This window comes from Glaciimonas soli (assembly GCF_009497155.1).
In the GTDB taxonomy this organism is placed as follows: domain Bacteria; phylum Pseudomonadota; class Gammaproteobacteria; order Burkholderiales; family Burkholderiaceae_D; genus Glaciimonas; species Glaciimonas soli.
The window spans coordinates 412,326-435,066 of sequence record NZ_WINI01000007.1 but is presented as its reverse complement, the minus strand read 5'-3'; the positions used below and the strand labels follow the sequence as shown (position 1 = coordinate 435,066).

Sequence of the window (22,741 nt, the reverse complement as noted above, 5' to 3'; positions counted from 1 at the left end):
TGCGTTTTTGGATATGCGTGTTATTTGTTTTGTTTCTCAATGCGAGTCAACACTTCTGACAACATCGCAATCATCTGATCAATTTCCTCTATTGTCAGATTCAGCGCCGGCATAAACCGTAACAAATTAGGACGCGGTGAATTAAGCAGCAAGCCAACCGGTCCCATATCACGTGCCATATCAACGATTTGCGGGCCGATGTCTTTGCCTAATTTAAGCGCGCGTAACAAGCCCTCACCACGTTCGCCATCGAGGCCATGTTTTTCGCTCAGTTTAGTTAATGCTGCACTGAGGTAAGCACTTTTCTCTTTGATCGTATCCATAAAGCCCGGCGCGAGCAAAGTTTTCAAGACGGCAAGCCCAACCGCTGTCATCAATGGGTTGCCGGTGTAGGTGCCGCCCTGATCGCCAGCTTCAAAACAGGCGACTTCTTCACGCGCCAGCATTGCCGATAAAGGCACACCGCCACCGATACCTTTGGCTAGCGTCATGATGTCCGGTTCGATGCCGGCCAGTTGATACGCAAACAACTCACCGGTACGTCCCATGCCAGTTTGTACTTCATCGACAATTAGCAGAAGGTTGTGCTTTTTTGTGAGCGCACGTAACGCTTGCATGAATTCGCGCGTAGCGGGAACAACACCGCTTTCACCTTGCACCGGTTCCAGCATTACGGCGACGGTATGTTCGTTGATGAGACTTTCTACGCTAGCAATATCATTCAATTCAGCTTTAGGAAAGCCCGGCACCTGAGGTGCGAAAATCGTATCCCAGCCCGGTTTGCCGCTAGCCGACATGGTGGCGATAGTGCGGCCATGGAAACCATGATTGAAGGTGATGATTTCAAAACGATTTTGACCTGCTTTATTTTTGTTGAGCTTGCCCCATTTACGTGCCAGCTTGATGGCGCCTTCATTGGCTTCGGCTCCGCTACTGCCGAAAAATACACGATCGAAGCAGGAGTTGGCTGTCAATAATGCCGCCAGCTCAGCCGATGGCGCGTTGTAAAAAGCCGGTGAAGGGTTAATGATTTTTTTTGCCTGGATAGTCAAGGCATCTTGTATGCATTGCGGCGAATGTCCCAAGGAATTGACCGCCCAACCTTGCAAGTAATCCAGATAGCGCTTGCCGGTATGATCAGTCATCCACATGCCACTACCTTCGGTGAACACCAATTCAGGCCGAGGGGTTACATACATCAAATCTTGGACGGGGTATTGCTTGAATTCCTTGTGTGACATGTCTGACTCCGGTTGGGCGCGGCGGCGCAGGGTAAAAATAAGTGGAAATAGCAAAAAAAAACCACAGGCACGGGCCTGTGGCTTCTTGATCAGGAAACGCTTAAGCGCACTGAATGCCAGGCTGGCCGGATGATGGCAGCGGGATACGGCGTCGCAATTGTCTATTAATCAGTTTCATTTTGTGAATAGTAGGGCGTTTTGCGCAATGCGTCAAAAAGTTTTTTAACTGAAATAGCGTTTGCGCAACGGATTGGCCAAATAGGGTTAAGCCAAATCCGCTTCCGAGGTAAACGCATCGGCATAAAATTCTTCAGCCGGCAGTTTGCACAAGGCAATAAAGTCACGTTGCGCTGATTCCACCACTATTGGTGCACCACAGGCGTATACCTGATGATTAGACAAATCTGCAAAATCGTCGACTACCGCCTGATGGACAAAGCCAGTACGGCCAGTCCAGTGGTCGGCATCATTGGCATCTGAAATCACCGGTACATATGTAAAGTTGGGAATCGTACGCGCCCATTCTTCGCATAGCGCATGCATATACAAATCTTGCGGCCGGCGACCACCCCAGTACAGCGTCATGGCTCGTTTGGAATCGTTATGGATAACTTGTTCGACCAAGGCCTTGATAGGCGCAAAACCTGTTCCTGATGCTAGCAACACGATAGGTTTATCGGAGTCTTCTCGTAAAAAGAAAGTACCCAGCGGTCCTTCAAAGCGCAGAATATCGCGTTCTTTCAGCGTGTTAAATACCTGGTCAGTAAACAATCCGCCTGGCATATGCCGAATATGCAACGTGATGTGCTCATCCTTATGAGGGGCGTTGGCCATGCTATAACTACGGCGTTTGCCATCGCGCAGCAAGAATTCAACATATTGCCCAGCCAGATATTGAAGTCGTTCGGAAGCAGGTAATTGAAGAGAGATGACGACAACGTCATCGGCCACTTTGTCGATTTTGGCGATACGAGTAGGCATTTTTCGGATTGGAAACTCACCGACTCCAGTGACTTCGCGCGCTTCGATGGTGACATCGGAATGTGGCGTCGCGCAGCAGAACAGCGAAAATCCTAACTCCTCTTCTTTGACCGGTAAGGCCTTTTCCTGATGTGCGCCATGAGTGACCTTGCCAGAAACAAGCTTACCTTTGCAAGAACTACACGCGCCATTTTTACAGCCATAAGGCAATCCAACACCAGCGCGGATGGCAGCATTGAGGATGGTTTCACCCTCATCGCATACAAATTGTCGGCCACTCGGCTGAACTGTTACCTGGAAACTCATACAATCCTGTTTGTTAAGTTATTTATAAAATACGTCATCGACAAACTGCTATGCAAAATATAAAGAAAAAATTCCACAAACCACGCTTGTTGATACTTGGCTGCGGCGATGTCGGCATGCGTTTGTTACCGATGTTGCAACAACGTTTTCGTGTTTTCGCTGTCACCAGTCAGGCTGCACGTTGCGCTGAGTTGCGCGCAGCTGGCGCCATTCCTGTCATAGCTGATTTGGATCAGCCAGCAACGTTGGCACGTTTGGCGCAACTCGCACATATCGTTGTGCATTTGGCACCGCCACAATCGACTGGCCATCAAGACCAGCGCACACGTAATCTGGTCGCCATTTTACCCGAGGGAGCGACACTTGTTTATATCAGCACCACGGGTGTTTATGGCGATTGCGGTGGTGAGCTGGTTGATGAGACCCGGTGTGTGCATCCGCTAAATGCGCGTGCCTATCGACGTGTCGATGCAGAGCAAGTGCTGCGTGCATGGGCCAGGCGACGCGGATCTCGATTGGCGATTTTACGGGTGCCAGGTATTTACGCGGCCAACCGTTTGCCGATAGAGCGCTTGCAAAAAGGTACGCCGGCACTACGGCGAGAGGATGATGTCTACACCAACCACATTCATGCCGATGATTTGGCACGGATTATTTTCGCAGCCATCTTCAGAGCATCGCCGTTGCGGGTGTATCACGCAGTCGATGATAGTGCGTTGAAAATGGGGGACTATTTTGATGCTGTGGCAGCCGCTTTTTCTCTACCATTGCCACCGCGTTTGCCGCGCGCTGAACTAGAAAGGAATGTTTCGCCGATGTTGTTATCGTTCATGTCGGAATCCCGGCGTTTGACGAATCGACGCATCAAAACGGAATTGGGGGTAAGTTTGCGTTATGCAGATGTGCGAGTGGGACTGTTGGAAATGGGTGTTCAGATTTAGGCAAGTTAATAAAAATAATATTTAGTCAATATTGTTTTCTATTTGCCATCAAGGTTTGTTTTTTTCCATGGAATCTATGGAAAAGGCGTGGCACAAGAAAATTTAATCTTGTCGTACCCCTGCTAGGATTGCCAGTTGCAAGAAGTGGTAAAAAACCATAAGCAATGTGCGTTATTTATCGCCATATCATGACGATAAAATTGCATGAAATAACAAAGCAACTACGCAGAATCAACCATAAGACAGATGAAAGGTAGGCCATGTATATACGGACCAAACTCATGATAGGAATGTTGGCGGCGCTTCCAGCGTTGGCAATGGCGCAGGAGACACAAGTAGTGAAGATCGGATTCAGCAGCCCGCTGACCGGTCCACAAGCTTCAGCTGGCAATGACAATAAAGGTGGCCTGGAAATGGCTATCGATAAATTGAATGCACAAGGCTTGGTGATTGGCGGGAAAAAGATCAAGTTTGAAGCCGTGATGGAAGATGATCAGGGAGATCCTAAATCAGGCGTCGGCGTCGCGCAAAAGCTGAGCGACATGCATGTTAAAGCGATTGTCGGTCCATACAATTCGGGCGTAACGATTCCAGCATCACGTGTGTATAACGACGCGGGTATCGTCATGGGTACAGTCGCATCGAACCCAAAAATCACACAACAAGGTTTTGCCAATGTGTTCCGGGTTGCCGCTAGCGATAGTCAGTTGGGTGGCAAGATGGCGTTGTATGCCGCTAAAGAATTGAAACTCAAGACTGTTGCGGTTATTGATGATCGTACTGCGTATGGTCAAGGCTTGGCTGAAGAGTTTTCTAAAGTAGCCAAAGCTAACGGTATCAAAATCGTCAGCAACGATTACACCAATGACAAAGCAACGGATTTCACCGCTATTCTGACCAGTATCAAGTCCAAGAAACCTGATGCGATTTTCTACGGCGGTTATTCTCCACAAGGTGGACCGATGACGCGTCAGATGAAGCAATTGGGTCTGAATAATATGTTGTTGTTGGGTGGTGATGGAATTTGCGCCCCGGAAATGGGACGTTTAGGCGGTGACGCGATTACTGATCAAGTGTATTGCACGCAAGGTGGTGCGATGCTGGATAAATTATCTGAAGGCAAAGTATTTTCTGCTGAATATCAAAAACGTTTTAATCGTCCAGCAGAAACGTATGCCGCTTCGTTCTACGACGGTATGATGGTGATTGCGGCAGCAATGAAAGCGGCAAATTCGGTAGAGCCGAAAGTATATATTTCAGCGCTGTCAAAAATTCAGTACAAAGGTGTCGCGGGCGAATATTCATTTGATGCCAAGCATGACTTGAAAGAATCCCCAGTCACTGTATTCCGCTTTAAAGGTGGCCTGCCAGTAGCGTTGACTAGCTACTAAAAGCACTTAAAAAATGTCGTTTCCATGAAAATGGGGCCGACATTTTTTTTGTGGCAAATATTGTTTTTAAGGTAATTAAAAAGGAAATTTTTCATGCTCAGCTATACCCGAACCATTCACACAGTTGATGCGCACACCGGAGGCGAACCTCTGCGCATCGTGATTTCTGGTTTGCCGCCAGTACCGGGGAAAACTATCTTAGAGCGTCGTTCATGGCTGAAAAAAGAGCGCGACGATCTACGCCAATTTTTGATGAACGAGCCGCGTGGCCATGCTGATATGTATGGTGCTTACTTGCTGCCGCCGACAACCGACGCTGCCGATTTCGGGGTAATTTTTATCCACAATGAAGGCTATAGCGATATGTGCGGTCACGGCATCATCGCGTTGGGAAAAACACTGGTTGAACTCAATCATGTAGAGCGCACAATACCGCTGACACGTATTGGTTTTGATACCCCGGCCGGTTTTATTGAAGCCCATGTTGAGTGGGATGGTGTCCGCGCCGGTAATGTCACTTTCCGTAATGTGCCTGCATTTATCTACCAGCGCGATGTAGAGGTTGATACACCAAGTTTTGGCAAGATGATCGGTGACATTGTGTTTGGCGGCGCATTCTATTACTACATGAATGTAGAACAAGCCGGACTACAAGTAAAACCAGAGCAAGTGCGCAGCTTAATACAGCTGGGTGCAGAAACCAAAGCGGCGGTCAAAGCCAAAGTGCAAATACAGCACCCTTTGGAGCCCGGCCTGAATACGCTATACGGCACCATAGTTGACGGCTTGCCCAACAACCCGGCCGCAGATCAAGTCAACGTCTGTATTTTCGCTGACCGCGAAGTGGACCGATCTCCAACGGGCACCGGCACTTCCGGTCGTGCGGCACAATTATTCCTTCGCCAAAAATTGGCGATGAATCAGCCGTTAATCAATGAAAGCATCGTTGGCAGCTGTTTCACAGTGCGCGTGATCGCCACTACCAAAGTGGGCGAGTTCGATGCCGCGATTACTGAAGTCACAGGCAATGCGCACATCATGAGCTTTAACCAATGGGTACTGGAAGAGTCAGATCCGTTTCCGCAAGGTTTTTTCTTGCGTTAATCGATTAGGTATTACAAAAAACAGATCAAGAAAAAGCTGTTCACCCGGAATAGTTGCATAAAATATCTTAACCTCGCCGAGATGGGTGTTTTTGACTTTGACTTTGACGTTGATTTTGAATTTCGCATCGGACGTTGCCACATTTGGGAACCCGCCAACGGCGGGCAACGGCTCTGCGATCGCCTTCTTTTGCTTACTTTTCTTGGCGAAGCAAGAAAAGTGAGTAGCTGTCGGGCTACCCCCGACATTGCCTTCACCACGGAGTGACGCTTTAATCATGATAGCTGGTCTGAACGGCATCACCCCCTAAATAAATTTAACCAATAAAAACAATAACAACACGGAGCAAAACAATGCAAATTCTGAACGCGCAACAAACCGCCGCAGCATTACCGTATTCCGCTTTAGTCCCAGCCATTGCACTGGCCGCGCAACAATTACGCGCAAATGAAATCAATGCGCCAGAACGGATGGTAGTCGAGATTGACAACGCCAGCGTGCTGCTGTGCATGCCCGCCGTTGCAGATGATCTGAGCGTGACCAAACTGATTACGGTTCATGCAAACAATGCACAACATCACTTGCCGGCGATTCAAGGTGAAGTGGTGGTCTTTGAAACACATACCGGACGTCGTCTGGCACTGCTAGATGGACCAGTAGTATCGGCACGGCGTACCGCAGCGGTCACATTGCTGGGGATACAGACGTTGTTACCACGCAAACCAACGTCAGTATTGTTGATTGGTACCGGCGTACAAGCACTGGCGCACGTAGAAGCGCTGGTGGAGTATTTTGGGATCAGCAACGTTTGGATTGCGGCACGTGATGTGGCGAAAACACAGTTGTTTTGCGATACGTTAAAACAGCGTTATCCTCAGTTGACGGCGCAAGCCATTTCTTCTCATCAGTTAGAAGTTGATGCTCCCAAAGTTGATGTCGTGATCGCGTTGACGACTTCACGCACAGCCGTGATACCTGCAAATATTGCTGCCGATACCTTGGCCATTGGCGTCGGTGCTTTCAAGCCGGACATGGTGGAGTTTCCTGCCCAGTTACTGACTGGTCCACATGCACGTACCGTGATTGTCGATTATTTGTCAGGTGCCAAACATGAAGCGGGCGATTTGTTGCAGGCCCCGGTAGATTGGAGTCAGGTACGCGAATTGCAGGATGTGCTGGCGTTACCGTTGTCGTCGGCACCAGTGCTGCCAGTGTTTAAAACAGTAGGGCGTGCAGCATGGGATTTAGCGGCTGCTCGGGTAGCAGTGGCATCGTTGGGATTGAAATAGCAGCGCTGGTTTCAGCCGGTTTTCATTGCGAAAGTCCTGCAGAGAGTCGTTTTAACTGACATGATGTAAATAGTTGGTTCTGTACAGCACGCGCCATTTAGGCGCAATATAGAACATACTAAATTTATTTTTAAGTGTTTCTTTTTTAAGGTTAGTAATGAACATCAGCACCTTCGATTTATTCAAAGTTGGCATCGGCCCATCGAGTTCGCATACGGTTGGGCCAATGATTGCAGCCAGCCGTTTTGCCGGGTATTTGCAAGAAGCGGGTATGTTGGAGCAAGTGTGTTCTGTGCGCTCAGAATTGTATGGCTCACTTGGTGCGACCGGGAAAGGTCACGGAACAGATAAAGCGGTGCTACTAGGTTTAGAAGGGCATGTTCCGGATCAACTTGATCCGGATTTGGTGGAACCGCGTTTAGCTGAAATGCGATTGAGCAAACAAATGCTGCTCAATGGTACGCATAAGATTACGCTCAACGAAAAGGATCATTTATTGTTCTTCCGTCGTGAATCATTGCCACAACATCCTAATGGCATGCGTTTTTTTGCTATGGATGTAAATGGCAATGTTTTGGCAGAAAAAGAATATTACTCGGTCGGCGGTGGTTTTGTTGTGAGTCAGGACGGCTTGCGCGTTAATGGTACGCCTAGTACGCCAGGTGATTGCGTTCCGCATCCATTCCACTCTGGTGATCAACTGCTACGTGCGTGTGCTGACAGCGGTTTGACGATTGCGCAGCTGATGCTGGAAAACGAAAAATACTGGCGTAGCGCGGAAGAAGTGCGCATCAAATTGTTGAGTATTTGGGATGTCATGGCGGCCACGATCAAGCGCGGTTGTGCGACAGATGGAGAATTGCCCGGACCAATGCGTGTCAAGCGTCGCGCCCACGAATTGTCGCAACAGCTACGTAATCGTACCGAAGAATCATTTAACGATCCGCTCGCCATGCTCGATTGGGTCAACCTGTACGCGATGGCAGTGAATGAAGAAAATGCCGCTGGTGGTCGCATCGTCACAGCGCCGACGAATGGTGCTGCCGGCGTGATTCCTGCCGTGCTGCAGTACTACAATAAATTTGTCCCAGGGGCGAATCAAGATGGCGTCGTCACTTTCTTGTTGACGGCAGCCGCGATTGGCTTGATCTATAAAGAAAATGCGTCTATCTCCGGCGCGGAAGTTGGTTGTCAGGGTGAGGTCGGTGTTGCCTGCTCAATGGCGGCCGGTGCGTTGGCTGCAGTTCTTGGCGGCAGTAACGAACAGATAGAAAATGCCGCAGAAATCGGTATGGAGCACAACCTTGGCATGACCTGTGACCCGGTCGGTGGTTTAGTGCAAATACCCTGTATAGAACGTAACGCGATGGGAGCAGTCAAAGCCATTAACGCGGCGCGGATTGCTTTACGTGGTAACGGTAAACATTATGTCTCGCTCGATAAAGTAATTAAAACCATGATGCAAACGGGCGCCGATATGAAGACTAAGTACAAAGAAACATCACGAGGTGGTTTGGCAGTAAACGTGATTGAGTGTTGAGAAAAGTTTACGCAAATTTGCCCAGCTTTGATTAATTTGTTTGGGAGACAATTTTGCGTAAATCTTCGATATATGGCTGCTTATATAACTGCCACACAATTGGGCGCGCACCTGTATCGTTAAATTTTGATAAGATGGGACTTATAGCAAGGATTCTTTTTTAAAAAGCCTGCACGTTTGCAGGCTTTTTTGCATTTCAGTAACGTATTGATAGTTGCATTTACTGTTACTCGCTAGAGTTCAGTAGATTTTTTAAGACGAATTTGGAGACCCACCATGAGCACAAACGATAAGACATTGTCCGCTGCCGAACAGGCGCTACGCGATGCCGCATTGGAATATCACCGCAGCCCGAGTCGCGGGAAGATTAAAGTCGTTCCGACTAAACCGCTTTCCAATCAACGCGATTTATCCCTGGCTTACTCACCGGGCGTCGCTTACGCTTGTCTGGATATTGAAGCCAATCCTGAACTGGCAGTTGATTACACCTCGCGTGCTAATTTGGTTGGTGTTGTCACCAACGGAACGGCAGTGCTTGGCCTGGGCAATATTGGGCCGCTGGCGAGCAAACCAGTGATGGAAGGTAAAGCTTGTTTATTCCAGAATTTTGCTGGTATCGACGTATTTGATATCGAACTGGCTGAAAACGATCCAGACAAATTGGTAGAAATCATCGCTGCGTTGGAGCCGACATTGGGCGGAGTCAATCTGGAAGACATCAAAGCGCCGGAATGTTTTTATATCGAAAAGAAATTGCGCGAACGGATGAACATCCCGGTTTTTCACGATGATCAACATGGCACGGCGATTATTTCGGCGGCAGCGTTGCTGAACGGTCTGGAGCTGGTCAAAAAAACCATCTCTGAAATCAAACTGGTGGCATCCGGAGCTGGTGCTGCAGCGATCGCTTGTCTCGATTTGATGGTGGAACTGGGCGTCAAGCGCGAAAACATCTTCGTTTGTGATTCACGTGGTGTGATTCACAATGAACGCGAAGACAAACTGGATGAGTCCAAACAACGTTATCAGCAAAAAACCAGCGCGCGCACTTTAGCCGATGCGATTAAAGATGCGGATGTATTTTTGGGTTGCTCGGCTGCCGGCGTGTTGACCGCTGAAATGGTGAAGACCATGGCGGTGCAGCCAGTGATCTTGGCACTCGCCAATCCTGAACCGGAAATTCGTCCTGAATTGGCTTTGGCAGCACGACCTGATTGTATTATTGCAACCGGTCGTTCGGACTATCCGAATCAAGTTAACAACGTGTTGTGCTTCCCCTATATTTTCCGCGGTGCTTTAGATTGCGGCGCAACCCGGATTACCGAAGCGATGAAAGTTGCTTGTGTGCGCGAAATTGCAGATCTGGCAAAAGCGGAAATCAGTGAAGAAGTCGCTTCTGCATACGCCGGACAGGAATTACATTTTGGCCCTGAATACATTATTCCTAAGCCATTTGATTCACGTCTGATCTTGCGTATCGCACCTGCAGTAGCAAAAGCGGCGGAAGAGTCTGGCGTGGCAACTCGTCCGATCAAGGATCTGGAAGCGTATCGTCAGTCATTGACGCGTTTCGTCAGCCATACCGGCATGTTCATGCGTCCAGTCTTCACTGCAGCACGGGTTGCGCCACAACGCATCGTGTACGCAGAAGGTGAAGACGAGCGTGTATTGCGCGCGGTGCAAATTGCATTAGATGAGAAACTGGTTAGGCCTATTCTGATCGGCCGCCCTGCAGTGATTGAAGCACGTATAGCACGGGCTGGCTTGCGCCTGCAAGCGGGGCGTGATTTTGAATTGGTGAATCCGGAAGATGATGCGCGTTTCCGTCAATATTGGGAGGAATACCACAACATCAAAGCACGTGATGGCGTGACGCCGGAAATGGCCAAAGCGATGATGCGCCGCTCTCACACGGCGATTGCTGCCATGCTGGTGAAGTTGGGTGATGCCGACGGTATGTTGTGTGGTCTGGTCGGCAAGTTTGATAGTCATCTGGAGCACGTCAGCGACATTATCGGATTGCGCACCGGTGCAAAGGGTTTCGCCACGTTAAATGGTTTGGTGCTGGATCAACATACCTTGTTTATTGCAGACACTTTCGTTAATGACAATCCTGACGCGGAGCAATTAGCAGATATTGCAGCGATGGCGGTGGAAGAAGTACGCCGTTTTGGTCTGCCGCCTAAGGTTGCGTTCTTGTCACACTCCATGTTCGGATCCAGCAGCCGACCATCTGCGAAAAAAATGCGCGCAGCACGCGATCTGTTTGTAGAGCGTATGCCAGATGTGGAAGCCGACGGTGAAATGCATGGCGATGCTGCGTTGAGCGCAGAAGTCCGCATGAAGTACTTGCCGAAATCGACTCTGACCGGCGACGCTAATGTGCTGATGATGCCGAATCTGGACGCTGCAAATATTTTGTTTAACGTTCTTAAAATGACTGGCGGCCAAGGCGTGACGGTGGGGCCAGTGTTGCTGGGAGCCGCAGCAGCAGTGCATGTGTTGACGCCGTCTGCTACGGTACGTCGTGTGGTTAATATGACAGCATTGGTCGTAGCACACGCAATTTCTAATCAATCTCGTTGAACATCTGATTGAACAAATGCGTTGATCTAGGTAAGCTCTGGCTGCGACGTTGCTCTCATAAGGAGCAATGTCGTAAGCTAAGCAGTTGAAGTACATTTACCAAATGGAAGAGATCATGCAAATTAAAAATAAATGTTTTTTGATTACCGGTGGCGGTTCGGGATTGGGTGCAGCAACTGCACGCATGATCGTTGCCGAAGGTGGCCAGGTTGTTATAGCGGATGTGAATAAAGAAGCTGGCGCCGCATTGGCGACAGAACTCGGAAAGCAGGCGCATTTCGTTGCTACCGACGTAGCCAGCGAAGCCAGTGGCAAAGCGGCAGTCGATGCTGCGATCAAGGTGTTTGGCGGGTTACACGGCTTGATCAATTGTGCGGGCGTAGCGCCGGCAAAAAAAGTGCTCGGCAAAGAGGGCGTGCACAGCTTTGACGATTTCAATCGTGTGATTCAAATCAATTTGATTGGCACTTTCAATATGCTGCGTTTAGCCGCAGAGGCGATTAGCACGGGCGAGCCGAATGCCGATGGCGAACGCGGTGTCATCATCAACACAGCGTCGGTTGCCGCTTTCGACGGCCAGATTGGACAAGCGGCCTATGCTTCCTCCAAAGGCGGTGTCGTAGCGCTGACTCTGCCGGTATCGCGCGAATTGGCGCGCTTCGGCATTCGTGTCATGACGATAGCGCCAGGGATTATGGAAACGCCAATGTTGTTAGGCATGCCTGCCGAAGTGCAGGAAGCTTTAGGTAAAACAGTACCATTCCCAGCTCGTATGGGGAAACCGGCTGAATTTGCGGGCTTGGTGAAAACCATCCTGGAAAACAGCTACCTCAATGGCGAAGTAATCCGCCTGGATGGTGGTATTCGGATGACAGCGAAATAAATAGCGTATCCAATAAAAAATGCCTGCGATTGCAGGCATTTTTTATTTTGACGAAGCTTGAATTATGCTTTGAAATTTTCTGCAGCGAAATCCCAGTTCACCAAATTCCAGAATGCAGCCAGGTAATTTGGACGTGAATTGCGATAATCGATGTAGTAAGCATGTTCCCACACATCGACTGTCAACAATGGTTTAGCATCGGTAGTCAATGGCGTAGCAGCGTTGGAAGTTGAAACCAGAGCTAGTGAGCCGTCAGCATTTTTTACCAACCATGCCCAGCCAGAACCGAAAGTGCCAGCAGCGACTTTGTTCAGTTCGGCTTTGAATTCATCGAACGAACCCCATTTTGCATTGATTGCATCAGCCAAAGCACCGGTTGGAGCGCCGCCACCTTGTGGTGACAAGCTTTTCCAGTAAAACGTGTGATTCCAGATTTGCGCAGCGTTATTGAAGATGCCGCCGGAAGATGTTTTAACGATTTTTTCTAACGATGCTTCATCAGAGCCCATATCTGCAACCAGATTGTTCAGGTTGGTCACATAAGTCTGATGATGTTTGCCGTAGTGGTATTCCAAAGTCTCTTTTGAGATATGTGGAGCCAATGCGTCAAGTGCATAAGGAAGAGCGGGAAGAGTGTATGCCATGGTGAGTCCTTTCTAGGTTTTATTTAGCTACTAAAAATACTGATGGAAACTGGTCAGCAGATTCTAAGCTCGTTATTGTAAAGCGCTTAGCGCTCTCCTGCATGAATAAGGTGTATTTCAGCAGGCAGAACACATGGCCACTTATCTGGAAGTCGAAATGGTAAAAACATAAATGCTAAACTAAGTGAGTCCCTACTACGATGAGAACCCATCTTGAAAGCTTTTTACAGCGACCATTTTGTTCTGCCTTTGCCAGCCGGCCATCGGTTTCCGATGCAAAAATACCGTTTAATTCATGAAGGCGTACAAGCGCACATTCCTGGTGTGTCCATGCACGAAGCGCCTACCATCAATGATGCTGTTTTAGCATTGGTGCATCATCGGCGCTATATTGATGCGGTCTCCCACGGCACATTGTCGTTGGCAGAACAGAAAGAAATCGGTTTCCCGTGGTCGGAGAAAATGGTGGAACGTTCGCGCCGCTCCAGCGGTGCGACGATAGAGGCATGCCGTACGGCGCTGACGTCCAGCGATCAGATTGCGGTGAACCTGGCTGGCGGGACGCATCATGCCTATGCCGATCATGGCGGCGGATTTTGTGTGTTTAATGACGCGGCTATCGCCGCCCGTTTGATGCAAGTAGAGCAGCGCGTACAGCGAGTGGCAATTGTCGATCTGGATGTTCATCAAGGCAACGGCACGGCGTCGATTTTGGCGCACGACGATAGTATTTTCACTTTGTCATTGCATGGGGCAGAGAATTATCCATTTAGTAAAGAAACCAGCGATATTGATATCGGGCTGCCTGACGGTACCGGTGATGATGCTTATCTGGCAGCATTGCGAGAAGCTTTGGATGATATGTTGCAACGCTTCGAGCCGCATCTCATCATTTATTTGGCCGGTGCCGATCCGCACGAAGGCGATCGACTGGGGCGTTTGAAGCTCACGTTTGATGGTTTGGCACGCCGCGATGCAATGGTGCTTGCTACCGCAGCTCAACATGCCATTCCAGTTGCCGTAGCGATGGCGGGTGGCTACGGTAAGAACATTGCAGATACCGTGACCATCCATTTGCAAACCATCGCTTTGGCAGCACAGCATGCTAGTCGGCAGGTGCTGCAGCTGGCATCGGGTAAGTAAGGCCGCATAAGTATTTATACGTTGTTGCCTCCGCCTTGCCATACAGTTGTACTGTCTGCGCCGGGGCGCCTAGTCTAAATACTTATGTGGCCTTACTTAACAACGTAATCAATTTCAATTCAGATCTGTGCGTTACGCGCAAGTTAACTTGTTGATAGCACAGCAAGCCACGCGAAGGATGATGAAAACGGCGTTCGCCGCCTTCTTTTTCGACAACGTCGTGTAAACTCCAGGCTAACTTGAATGCAGCACTGTCAGCGCACAGTCGTTCTACTATGGCAGTGATCTGAACATCATCCAGATACATGCCGCAATCGGCGCGAAATTCTGCGACCAGGCGGCGTGCCCGTTGCTCCCAATCGCTAATGAAAGTGGCAGCGCTGGGATCGCAAAAAGTATAGTGCAGCAGGTTTTTGACGCTGGATTTTTGGTCTAGCCAGCCGGTAAACAATGCTTGCGCCGGACGATTGCTTGCAACGACATTCCAATAGCGATCCAATAGATAAGCTGGTGCTTTGATATTGGATACTAGCGCGACGATTTCCGCAGGAATGGGGGAGGCGACCAGATCCGGTATATGGGGGTCTTTTTTACCGGATAACTCAAACAAATAGGCGCGTTTGGCCCGAGATAATTGCAAGGCATCAGCAATCCTTGCCAACGCCGATGGCGATACGGAAACCGTCCGACCTTGTTCTATCCATGTGTACCAGGTCACGCTGATACCGCATAGCTGCGCAATTTCTTCACGTCGTAAGCCGGGTGTGCGGCGACGCATTTTTACGCCTGCACTGGCAGCAATACCATGCGTGATCGGAGGAGTTTGTGTACGTTGCGTTTTGATGAACTCACCGAGTGCTTTTCGTTTTGCCTGCTCATCCACTTGTTTTTCCTTTCATCTTTTCGCATTAGCCTGTTGTTATTAGTAATAGTATAAACACTAGTCTTGTAACAGGATATATAGTCGATAAACTGATACTTGAGAAAATCCGGATCGGTTATTTCGTATTAGCTACTTTTAATCTTTTCCAGTTAGAAAGAATCAAATGGATCAGTTGCATTGGAAGAGAAATTTAGCCGTTTGTTTTTTCGGCTCGTTCATCAATATTGTGGCAATGACCTTGTTGTTGCCTTTTTTGCCGCTGTATGTTGAACAATTAGGAGTGACTGACCACGCTGCCATTGTGCAATGGTCTGGCATCGCTTACGGTGCCACTTTTTTTGCGGCCGCTCTTGTCGCGCCATTATGGGGCAGGGTATCTGATCGTTACGGTTGCAAGCCCAATTTGATACGGGCAAGTGCCGGTATGGTAGTTAGCATGTGCCTGATTGGAATGGCGCAGAATATTTGGCAATTGGTGGCATTGCGCTTACTGGTCGGCTTGGCGGGCGGCTATACCTCTGGCGCCTATATCCTTGTCGCGACTCAGACGCCCAAGGAAAAATCGGGTTGGGCGTTGGGCATGCTGTCGTCTGGAATTATGGCCGGCAGTTTGATCGGCCCTTTGATTGGTGGTCTGTTGCCAGGACTGGTTGGGATTCGAGATACTTTCTTTTTAGCCAGTGCCTGTATTTTTTTGAATTTGCTTGCGACCAGTTTTCTTATCAGGGAAAAGAAAAAACCGGCACAGTCGGCCCAAGCTGCCAAAGCTGCGCCTGCCGATGTCAGCTTATGGTCAACTGCCTATGCGCCTAAATTAGTCTTCTCCATGTTTGCGACTGCCGCACTGTTAATGGTGGCGAATATGTCGATAGAACCCATCATTACCGTGTATGTGCAACAGTTGCTGACAGACGCAAGTAAAGTCACGCTGATCTCCGGGATCGTAATGTCTGCCGCGGCCTTGGGCAGTGTTTTGTCGGCTTCGCATCTGGGTAAATTAGCCGACCGGATAGGGGGCTTGAATGTAGTGGTGCTGTGCTTGACGGTCGCGGCCTGTTTGTTGATTCCGCAAGCATTTGTCACTCAGGCATGGCAGTTAATTTTGCTCAGATTTTTCATGGGACTATCGTTGGGCGGTTTGTTACCATCTTTAGTCGCGCTGATCCGTCATAATGTGCCGAGTCAGATTGTGGGAAGAGCGTTAGGTTATTCCACAGCATCGCAATATGCGGGACAAGTTATCGGTCCTTTGATGGGCGGATTTGTCGGAGGGCATTTCAGCATGCGAGCGGTGTTTATCATCACTAGCGTTATGTTGTTTTGCGCCGCTGGATATAACAAGTTTCTTCTTGGGGCAACTAGAACAGAAGCGATGAAATAATAGCTATCTTCAATAAAATTAGGGCAAAACATGAATACAGATATCACGATCTACCATAACCCTCGCTGTACAAAATCCCGGGAAGCTCTTGCATTGCTGGAGCAATATAGTGCGCAAAATAAATTGCAATTGCATGTTATCGATTATCAAAAGACACCGCTTACGTTAGCGCAATTACAGGCGATACAAAGTCAATTAGCAACTACTGTCAGCAGCATGGTGCGCGATAACGAAGCTGAGTATGCTGAGTTGAATCTTGCGCAAGCGGATGATGTTGCATTACTCGACGCAATTGCTGCGCATCCGAAATTATTACAGCGTCCTATCGTGGTCTATCGCAATCGTGCCGTGATTGGTCGGCCACCTGAATTGGTGCATGCATTATTTGACTAAGTAATTCAGCGTAATCAATTTTAAAAATCCGTCATCCTCGGGAACGCGAGGATCCATGTTGCCGCAAGATGGATTCCCGCGTCCGCGGGAATGACGGCGATGTTTTTTACTCTTCATTTTTTAAAATAATTGCGGCGCTTTACTTAATGTTGTTTGATCGTGCTTTTTAAAAGGCGCAGTTACATGCATTAAGCATTTTTTACTTTTCACGGTTTTTAACAAAAAACAGGCGCACTAAAATTGCAGTAATGATATATTTTTCGAAAATTTAGATTTTTGCTAATGCATGATGATAGAAATATGTTTAATAATGTGATCTAAGCCCTTAATTCTCTTGCGAATTTTGTGCAAATTACCTAAACTTTGCGCAGTTATTTGTTTTTCGAATTGGGAGCCAATATGGGCAAATCCGCATTAGTTATTTTTATGTCATTATTTATTGCGTTTGCAACTACGTCGGCTTCTGCTAAAGAAACGAAAGCGCAAAAAGCTGCAGCCAGTAAATCAAGCAAAACTGCCAAACATACGGGAACTAGCGCTAAAAGCGCTAAAACACCGCCAACTACTAAACAAGCAGCTGGTAAAAAAAATAGCAAAACTGCTATTGCCAGCCGCGAATCCACAAAGTCTAGTCGCTCAAACAAACTTGCCGCAACAGAATCGCGCGGGAAAACGGCCCGGAGAGTGTCTTACACAAGTAATTCTCGTAAAGCCACAATTCAACGCGTAACTTATACCCCGCGAGTAGTTGCTGCCCCGGTAATTTCTGCTGGTGAATTGGCTGGTTTGAATTTGACGCATGATCCGCTGGATTTGAAATCAAACGCAGCATTGGTGCTTGATCAGTCAAATGGTCAAATCTTATTTGATAAGAATTCACAAATTGCTTTGCCGATTGCTTCACTCACCAAGCTCATGACCAGCATGGTGGTAGTAGAAGCGCGTCAGAATATGAGTGAAGTCTTAACCGTGACCGATGACGACGTCGATCGCGAAAAACACAGTAGTTCGCGCTTGCGTGTTGGTTCGGAACTGAGCCGCACTGACATGCTTCACATCGCGCTGATGAGTTCTGAAAATCGTGCGGCATCAGCGTTGGGGCGTAATTATCCAGGCGGCCTGCCAGCATTTGTTGCTGCGATGAATGCTAAAGCCCGGTCATTAGGTATGGTTGACACGCATTACGTCGATTCAACCGGTTTATCCAGTCAAAATGTGGCGAGCGCGCGTGATCTGGCGAAATTGGTTGCCGCAGCATATCAACAGCCGCTGATTCGTGAATATTCGACTGACTCTAAATATGTGGTGGAACCGAACGGCCACCCATTGCAATATGCAACCTCGAATTATTTGGTTGAAAATCCGGATTGGCAAATTGGCTTGCAAAAGACCGGCTATATTAATGAAGCCGGTAATTGCTTAGTCATGCAGAGTAATGTGAATGGCCGTCCAGTGATCATGGTATTCCTTGATTCTCACGGTAAGTATTCGCGTCAGGCTGATGCCAGTCGTGTTCGTAAATGGTTGGTGGAAAACTCATCGCCCAGTCTGACACGCAGCAAAGTTGCTGATCGTCAAACTTAAAAGTAAAATAAAAAACGCCCAAGCAATTGGGCGTTTTTTATTTTGTAGTTGCAAAAATTTCCTTAGCGCATTTATCTGTTTTTTGGATACAGTGTAAATTCCGGCTTGTAAATACTATTTACTTAGCTCTTGTATTGTTCAGTTTTTTTGATCGCTATTCGCTGTGTCACGTACTCTTCTCATTCCACTGATTGTTGCTTGCGCCTTGTTCATGGAGAACATGGATGCCACAGTAATCGCCACTTCCTTGCCTGCGCTTGCGCATGACTTGGGTCAGAATCCGCTAACTTTGAAACTGGCCTTGACTTCGTATGTCATTGGCCTGGGCGTATTTATTCCTATTTGTGGCTGGGTTGCGGATCGTTTCGGTACGCGTACAACATTCCGTGCAGCGATTGCGATTTTTATGATCGGCTCGATTTTGTGCGCAGTGTCGAGTTCGTTATTTGTTTTTGTTGCAGCACGCTTTTTACAAGGTGTCGGCGGGGCGATGATGGTGCCGGTTGGCCGCATTATTATTTTCCGTGCCGTGCCACGCAGCGATTTGGTGAAGGCTATTAGTTATCTGGCACTGCCATCGCAATTGGGGCCAGTTATCGGCCCGCCATTGGGCGGATTTATCACCACATATTTTCATTGGCGCTGGATTTTTGTGATCAATGTGCCGATAAGTATTTTGGGGATGTATCTGGCGACGCGTTTTGTCGAAGACATTCGCGCCGATGAGCTCAAGCCATTGGATAGAACAGGTTTTGTCTTGTCCGCTGTGGGTAGCACTTTATTTATGCTGGGTTTGTCGATGATGGATGGCGAATTGATTTCGTCTAAATATGCATTGATGATGTTCCTGGTCGGCGTGCTGGGATTGTACGGATACTTGCGTCATGCAAATCGAGAGCCGTTTCCTTTACTCGATTTACGTTTGTTGAAGATTCCAACATTTCGCGCCAGTGTGCTAGGTGGTTCATTATTCCGTATCGGGCTTGGCGCAGTGCCATTTTTATTGCCGTTGTCATTACAGGTTGGCCTTGGCATGAGTGCTTTTCACGCAGGAGCAATTACCTGTGCATCAGCGGTTGGTGCGATTTTCATGAAAACGATAGGTACTGGCATATTGCGTCGTTATGGATTTCGTTCTGTGTTGATCTGGAACGCGCTCTTGGCAGGTTTGGCGCTTTCATCGTACGGCTTGTTTACCCCATCGACCTCTACGACAGTGATGGTGGCCGTTGTCCTGCTGGGCGGATTTTTCCCTTCCATGCAATTTACTTGTTTAAATTCCATGGCTTATGCTGATCTGGAAGATACCGATGTCAGCCGTGCCACTAGTCTGGCTAGCGTAGTGCAACAAATCTCGTTGGGTTTAGGAGTGACGATAGGTGGTTTGACGGTTCATTTTTCCAGCCAGTTGCAAGGGCACTCCACCATTGTTGCTGCAGATTTCTGGCCCGCATTTATCGTGATTGGCTTATTTTCAGTAGCCTCAATTCCATTTACGCGTAAATTAGCACCCGATGCAGGTGCAATCATGACTGGTCATAAGCACAAGCCAGCATAATTTAACTGCTGCGCAGTAAACGCAGTAAGTTATGATGGCGCTTGATGGTGAATTTTCATCATCAAGTCTCAGGTATTCCTCCTGTTTTGCCATGCGCTTCATCCATCCCATCCATGCCCCATGTTAGGAAAGTCTGCCCATGCCTGAAGTCGAAATATTTATCCAAGATATGGCAGCGATCATGCTGGTCGCTGGCGTCGTCACCGTATTGTTTAATCGGTTTAAACAGCCAGTGGTGCTTGGTTATATTGTCGCTGGCATTATTCTTGGGCCTTATACGCCACCATTCAAGCTGATTAAAGACGAACACACGATTCATATTTTGTCCGAACTGGGCGTGATATTTTTGTTGTTCTCATTGGGACTGGAATTCAGCTTAAAGAAACTGAGCAAGGTCGGTGCTACCGGGATGTTGGTGGCCGCTGCAGAAATCAGTTTAATGTTCTGGGTGGGCTATGAAATTGGCACGTTCTTTGGTTGGAAAACCATGGATGCGATTTTTCTGGGCGCCATGTTAGCGGTTTCGTCCACGACCATCATTGTCAAAGCTTTGTCTGAACTTGGCATGAAGCAGGAAAAATTTGCACAACTGATTTTTGGCATTCTGATTATTGAAGACATTCTTGCCATTGGCATGATTGCTCTGTTGTCTGGGATTGCTACCAGCGGTTCGGTCAGTATGGGCGAAGTTGGCTCAACCATCGGGCGCTTGTTGTTGTTCATGATCGTGGCGCTGGTGTTAGGCATTTTGATCGTGCCGCGCTTGTTGGCTTATGTCGGAAAATTCAAAAATAAAGAAGTGTTTCTGGTCACGGTATTAGGGCTGTGTTTCGGCTTCTGTCTGTTGGTGATGAAGCTTAATTACAGTGTCGCCCTGGGTGCTTTTATTATTGGTGCCGTGATGGCGGAATCACGCCACTTACATCAGATAGAGCGTCTGATTGAGCCGATACGCGATATGTTTAGCGCGGTCTTTTTCGTCACGATCGGTCTGTTGGTGAATCCGCATGTATTGGCCGAATATTGGTTGCCGATACTGGTGATTACTGTGGCGGTGGTATTGGGTAAAGTGATCAGCTGTGGTCTTGCTACTTTTTTATCCGGCCACAGTGGCCGTACGTCTATGCGTGTAGGCATGGGCTTGGCGCAGATTGGTGAATTTTCTTTCATCATCGCTGCGCTTGGGGTTAGCCTCAAAGTAACTAGTGATTTTCTTTATCCGACTGTCGTTGCCGTCTCGGTGATAACGACTTTGCTGACGCCCTACTTGATTCGACTGGCTGATCCGTTATCGCGCAAGATGGCTGATGTCATGCCGAATAAATTATCGTCGGTGTTTAACCTGTATACAAACTGGTTGGAGCATTTACAGCCGCATGGTGATCGTGCTGCAATCTCAAAAATCATACGCCGTATTTTGTTGCAAGTGATCGTCAATCTGGCGTTGGTGGCGGCGATCTTTATCGCTGGCGGCTACTTCGCCGAAAGTTTAGGTCATAGCATGGCTGGCTGGATTGCCGACAGACAGATGCAAACGGCAATAGTGTGGGGCGGAGCACTATTATTATCGCTGCCATGTTTAATTGCCGTATATCGCAAATTACAAGCACTCAGCATGATAGTGGCGGAAATGGCTGTGCAACCGGAACGTGCCGGAGCCTATACCGAAAAAGTACGCAAAGTGATTGCCGAAGTGATTCCAGCGGTTTCTATCATCGGTATCATGTTCTTGATCGTGGTATTGAGTAGTCGAATCTTACCGCCGATGAACTTGCTTATTTTTGTATTGATTGCTGTCGCAGCGGTAGCGTTTTTATTGTGGCAGAAATTTGTGCGCTTGCATTCCCGGTTGCAGATTGCTTTGTTTGAAACCTTGGATGAACAACCGGATGAGAAGCATTAGATAACTGATGCTACGCAGAGCGCATGATCTACCAAATAACGTCATTTCCGCGCAGGCGGGAATGACTGTGGTGAGATTATCGATGCCGGTAACATCTGATCGGTTTTTTGTGGCTGCTTAATATGTGTAAATAGTTCGAAAATCTTCATTTTCACTTTCACAGAAAAACCAGATAACGCGAGTCTAGTAAAATAGCGCCTTTCCCTTTCTCTACAAGTAAATATCATGGCAATGACACAAGATGAATTGAAGCAGGCAGTCGCACGTGAGGCGATTAAATACGTGGTGGATGGGGAAATTGTCGGCGTCGGCACCGGATCCACCGCAAATTTTTTCATTGATGAATTAGCCAAAATCAAAGATAGCATTAAAGGCGCCGTTGCCTCATCTGAAGCGACGGCAGAACGTTTGCGTGGCCATGGCATTGATGTTTTTGAACTTAATCAAGTTGCAAGAATGTCGGTATATATCGATGGCGCTGATGAAATTACAGCGCAGGGCGCAATGATCAAAGGCGGCGGTGGTGCATTGACGCGCGAGAAAATCGTTGCTTCTGTTGCCGAAAAATTTATTTGTATCGCCGATGCATCGAAATTGGTCAAAACGCTGGGTAAATTCCCGTTACCGGTAGAGGTCATCCCGATGGCACAATCCGCGGTCGCACGTCAGCTAATGAAACTGAATCTGGGACCGGATTGCGAAATAGAATTGCGATTTAAAGACGGTAAGCCATTCATCACCGACAACGGCTGCATCATCCTGGACATCATCGGTTTGAAAATTGCGGATCCGGTTGCATTGGAAGCGCAAATCAATCAAATTACCGGTGTCGTGTCGGTGGGATTGTTTGCCAAGCAAGGCGCGAATGTCTGTCTTTTGGGTGCGCCAGATGGCGTGAAGACAATGAATTTTTAACAATAAGCATAATATTGTTGAAGCCGGTAAGCAACGGCATAAATAAAAAAGCCTGCAATCGATAAGATTGCAGGC

At 48.1% G+C, this 22,741-nt stretch carries 19 protein-coding genes; 14 read left to right on the top strand and 5 right to left on the bottom strand.

Annotated features, from left to right (window positions below):
* Positions 1–20 precede the first annotated feature (20 nt).
* Together GEV47_RS14175 and GEV47_RS14170 are read right to left on the bottom strand one after the other, a co-directional pair.
* Positions 21–1,241 (bottom strand): acetylornithine transaminase, encoded by a 1,221-nt coding sequence (locus GEV47_RS14175; protein ID WP_153235399.1) that lies wholly within the window; start codon positions 1,239–1,241, stop codon positions 21–23.
* A 264-nt stretch (positions 1,242–1,505) separates the two neighbouring features.
* On the bottom strand, positions 1,506–2,528 hold the full coding sequence (locus tag GEV47_RS14170) for a CDP-6-deoxy-delta-3,4-glucoseen reductase (protein ID WP_153235398.1): 1,023 nt from the start codon (positions 2,526–2,528) through the stop codon (positions 1,506–1,508).
* Between the two features lie 50 nt (positions 2,529–2,578).
* Between GEV47_RS14170 and GEV47_RS14165 the strand changes: the two genes are divergently transcribed.
* The 3 genes from GEV47_RS14165 (at position 2,579) to lhpH (ending at position 5,964) form a co-directional block, all read left to right on the top strand.
* Positions 2,579–3,469 (top strand): SDR family oxidoreductase, encoded by an 891-nt coding sequence (locus GEV47_RS14165; RefSeq protein WP_153235397.1) that lies wholly within the window; start codon positions 2,579–2,581, stop codon positions 3,467–3,469.
* 260 nt (positions 3,470–3,729) lie between these two features.
* A complete protein-coding gene (locus tag GEV47_RS14160) occupies positions 3,730–4,860 on the top strand; it encodes a branched-chain amino acid ABC transporter substrate-binding protein (RefSeq protein WP_153235396.1) in 1,131 nt (376 codons plus the stop codon).
* 93 nt (positions 4,861–4,953) lie between these two features.
* Entirely contained in the window at positions 4,954–5,964 is a 1,011-nt protein-coding gene (lhpH, locus tag GEV47_RS14155; RefSeq protein WP_153235395.1) for a trans-3-hydroxy-L-proline dehydratase, read from the top strand.
* Here the strand turns inward: lhpH and GEV47_RS14150 are convergent.
* Complete coding sequence (locus GEV47_RS14150; protein ID WP_153235394.1) at positions 5,929–6,243, bottom strand: hypothetical protein; 315 nt, start codon at positions 6,241–6,243, stop codon at positions 5,929–5,931. The genes lhpH and GEV47_RS14150 overlap by 36 nt on opposite strands.
* Before the next feature lie 74 nt (positions 6,244–6,317).
* Between GEV47_RS14150 and GEV47_RS14145 the strand changes: the two genes are divergently transcribed.
* The 4 genes from GEV47_RS14145 to GEV47_RS14130 all read left to right on the top strand — a co-directional run bounded on the left by GEV47_RS14145 (position 6,318) and on the right by GEV47_RS14130 (position 12,262).
* Complete coding sequence (locus GEV47_RS14145) at positions 6,318–7,253, top strand: delta(1)-pyrroline-2-carboxylate reductase family protein (protein ID WP_153235393.1); 936 nt, start codon at positions 6,318–6,320, stop codon at positions 7,251–7,253.
* Positions 7,254–7,410: 157 nt separating this feature from the next.
* The gene (locus tag GEV47_RS14140) at positions 7,411–8,793 is read left to right on the top strand and encodes an L-serine ammonia-lyase (RefSeq protein WP_153235392.1); all 1,383 of its coding nucleotides are present in this window, start codon (positions 7,411–7,413) and stop codon (positions 8,791–8,793) included.
* Positions 8,794–9,069: 276 nt separating this feature from the next.
* Complete coding sequence (locus GEV47_RS14135; RefSeq protein WP_153235391.1) at positions 9,070–11,379, top strand: NADP-dependent malic enzyme; 2,310 nt, start codon at positions 9,070–9,072, stop codon at positions 11,377–11,379.
* Positions 11,380–11,494: 115 nt separating this feature from the next.
* The gene (locus GEV47_RS14130; RefSeq protein ID WP_153235390.1) at positions 11,495–12,262 is read left to right on the top strand and encodes a 3-hydroxyacyl-CoA dehydrogenase; all 768 of its coding nucleotides are present in this window, start codon (positions 11,495–11,497) and stop codon (positions 12,260–12,262) included.
* 62 nt (positions 12,263–12,324) lie between these two features.
* Here the strand turns inward: GEV47_RS14130 and GEV47_RS14125 are convergent, their stop codons facing one another.
* A complete protein-coding gene (locus tag GEV47_RS14125) occupies positions 12,325–12,906 on the bottom strand; it encodes a superoxide dismutase (protein WP_153235389.1) in 582 nt (193 codons plus the stop codon).
* Positions 12,907–13,119: 213 nt separating this feature from the next.
* Here GEV47_RS14125 and GEV47_RS14120 point away from each other — a divergent pair, with 213 nt between their 5' ends.
* Positions 13,120–14,049: a histone deacetylase family protein gene (locus GEV47_RS14120; RefSeq protein WP_153235388.1), complete on the top strand. Its 930-nt coding sequence runs from the start codon at positions 13,120–13,122 to the stop codon at positions 14,047–14,049.
* Between the two features lie 82 nt (positions 14,050–14,131).
* On the opposite strand, the gene GEV47_RS14115 is transcribed toward GEV47_RS14120, so the two are convergent.
* A complete protein-coding gene (locus tag GEV47_RS14115; protein WP_322741649.1) occupies positions 14,132–14,932 on the bottom strand; it encodes a helix-turn-helix transcriptional regulator in 801 nt (266 codons plus the stop codon).
* A 163-nt stretch (positions 14,933–15,095) separates the two neighbouring features.
* Here GEV47_RS14115 and GEV47_RS14110 point away from each other — a divergent pair, with 163 nt between their 5' ends.
* From GEV47_RS14110 to rpiA, 6 genes are all read left to right on the top strand, one after another.
* Positions 15,096–16,313, top strand: a complete 1,218-nt coding sequence (locus GEV47_RS14110) for an MFS transporter (RefSeq protein WP_153235387.1) — start codon at positions 15,096–15,098, stop codon at positions 16,311–16,313.
* A gap of 30 nt (positions 16,314–16,343) precedes the next feature.
* Positions 16,344–16,706, top strand: coding sequence for an arsenate reductase (glutaredoxin) (gene arsC / locus GEV47_RS14105; protein WP_153235386.1), 363 nt, complete (start codon positions 16,344–16,346; stop codon positions 16,704–16,706).
* Between the two features lie 399 nt (positions 16,707–17,105).
* Entirely contained in the window at positions 17,106–18,290 is a 1,185-nt protein-coding gene (gene pbpG, locus GEV47_RS14100) for a D-alanyl-D-alanine endopeptidase (RefSeq protein ID WP_153235385.1), read from the top strand.
* A gap of 163 nt (positions 18,291–18,453) precedes the next feature.
* A complete protein-coding gene (locus GEV47_RS14095) occupies positions 18,454–19,848 on the top strand; it encodes an MFS transporter (protein ID WP_322741648.1) in 1,395 nt (464 codons plus the stop codon).
* 139 nt (positions 19,849–19,987) lie between these two features.
* Positions 19,988–21,751, top strand: a complete 1,764-nt coding sequence (locus GEV47_RS14090) for a cation:proton antiporter (protein WP_153235384.1) — start codon at positions 19,988–19,990, stop codon at positions 21,749–21,751.
* Between the two features lie 231 nt (positions 21,752–21,982).
* Positions 21,983–22,666 (top strand): ribose-5-phosphate isomerase RpiA, encoded by a 684-nt coding sequence (rpiA, locus tag GEV47_RS14085; protein ID WP_153235664.1) that lies wholly within the window; start codon positions 21,983–21,985, stop codon positions 22,664–22,666.
* Positions 22,667–22,741: the final 75 nt, after the last annotated feature.

What these genes read in the sequence shown, in the direction of transcription:
- GEV47_RS14175 (WP_153235399.1), bottom strand. Translation starts at nt 1,241, where the DNA reads ATGTCACACAAGGAATTCAAGCAATACCCCGTCCAAGATTTGATGTAT.
- GEV47_RS14170 (WP_153235398.1), bottom strand. Translation starts at nt 2,528, where the DNA reads ATGAGTTTCCAGGTAACAGTTCAGCCGAGTGGCCGACAATTTGTATGC.
- GEV47_RS14165 (WP_153235397.1), top strand. Translation starts at nt 2,579, where the DNA reads ATGCAAAATATAAAGAAAAAATTCCACAAACCACGCTTGTTGATACTT.
- GEV47_RS14160 (WP_153235396.1), top strand. Translation starts at nt 3,730, where the DNA reads ATGTATATACGGACCAAACTCATGATAGGAATGTTGGCGGCGCTTCCA.
- lhpH (WP_153235395.1), top strand. Translation starts at nt 4,954, where the DNA reads ATGCTCAGCTATACCCGAACCATTCACACAGTTGATGCGCACACCGGA.
- GEV47_RS14150 (WP_153235394.1), bottom strand. Translation starts at nt 6,243, where the DNA reads ATGATTAAAGCGTCACTCCGTGGTGAAGGCAATGTCGGGGGTAGCCCG.
- GEV47_RS14145 (WP_153235393.1), top strand. Translation starts at nt 6,318, where the DNA reads ATGCAAATTCTGAACGCGCAACAAACCGCCGCAGCATTACCGTATTCC.
- GEV47_RS14140 (WP_153235392.1), top strand. Translation starts at nt 7,411, where the DNA reads ATGAACATCAGCACCTTCGATTTATTCAAAGTTGGCATCGGCCCATCG.
- GEV47_RS14135 (WP_153235391.1), top strand. Translation starts at nt 9,070, where the DNA reads ATGAGCACAAACGATAAGACATTGTCCGCTGCCGAACAGGCGCTACGC.
- GEV47_RS14130 (WP_153235390.1), top strand. Translation starts at nt 11,495, where the DNA reads ATGCAAATTAAAAATAAATGTTTTTTGATTACCGGTGGCGGTTCGGGA.
- GEV47_RS14125 (WP_153235389.1), bottom strand. Translation starts at nt 12,906, where the DNA reads ATGGCATACACTCTTCCCGCTCTTCCTTATGCACTTGACGCATTGGCT.
- GEV47_RS14110 (WP_153235387.1), top strand. Translation starts at nt 15,096, where the DNA reads ATGGATCAGTTGCATTGGAAGAGAAATTTAGCCGTTTGTTTTTTCGGC.
- arsC (WP_153235386.1), top strand. Translation starts at nt 16,344, where the DNA reads ATGAATACAGATATCACGATCTACCATAACCCTCGCTGTACAAAATCC.
- pbpG (WP_153235385.1), top strand. Translation starts at nt 17,106, where the DNA reads ATGGGCAAATCCGCATTAGTTATTTTTATGTCATTATTTATTGCGTTT.
- GEV47_RS14090 (WP_153235384.1), top strand. Translation starts at nt 19,988, where the DNA reads ATGCCTGAAGTCGAAATATTTATCCAAGATATGGCAGCGATCATGCTG.
- rpiA (WP_153235664.1), top strand. Translation starts at nt 21,983, where the DNA reads ATGACACAAGATGAATTGAAGCAGGCAGTCGCACGTGAGGCGATTAAA.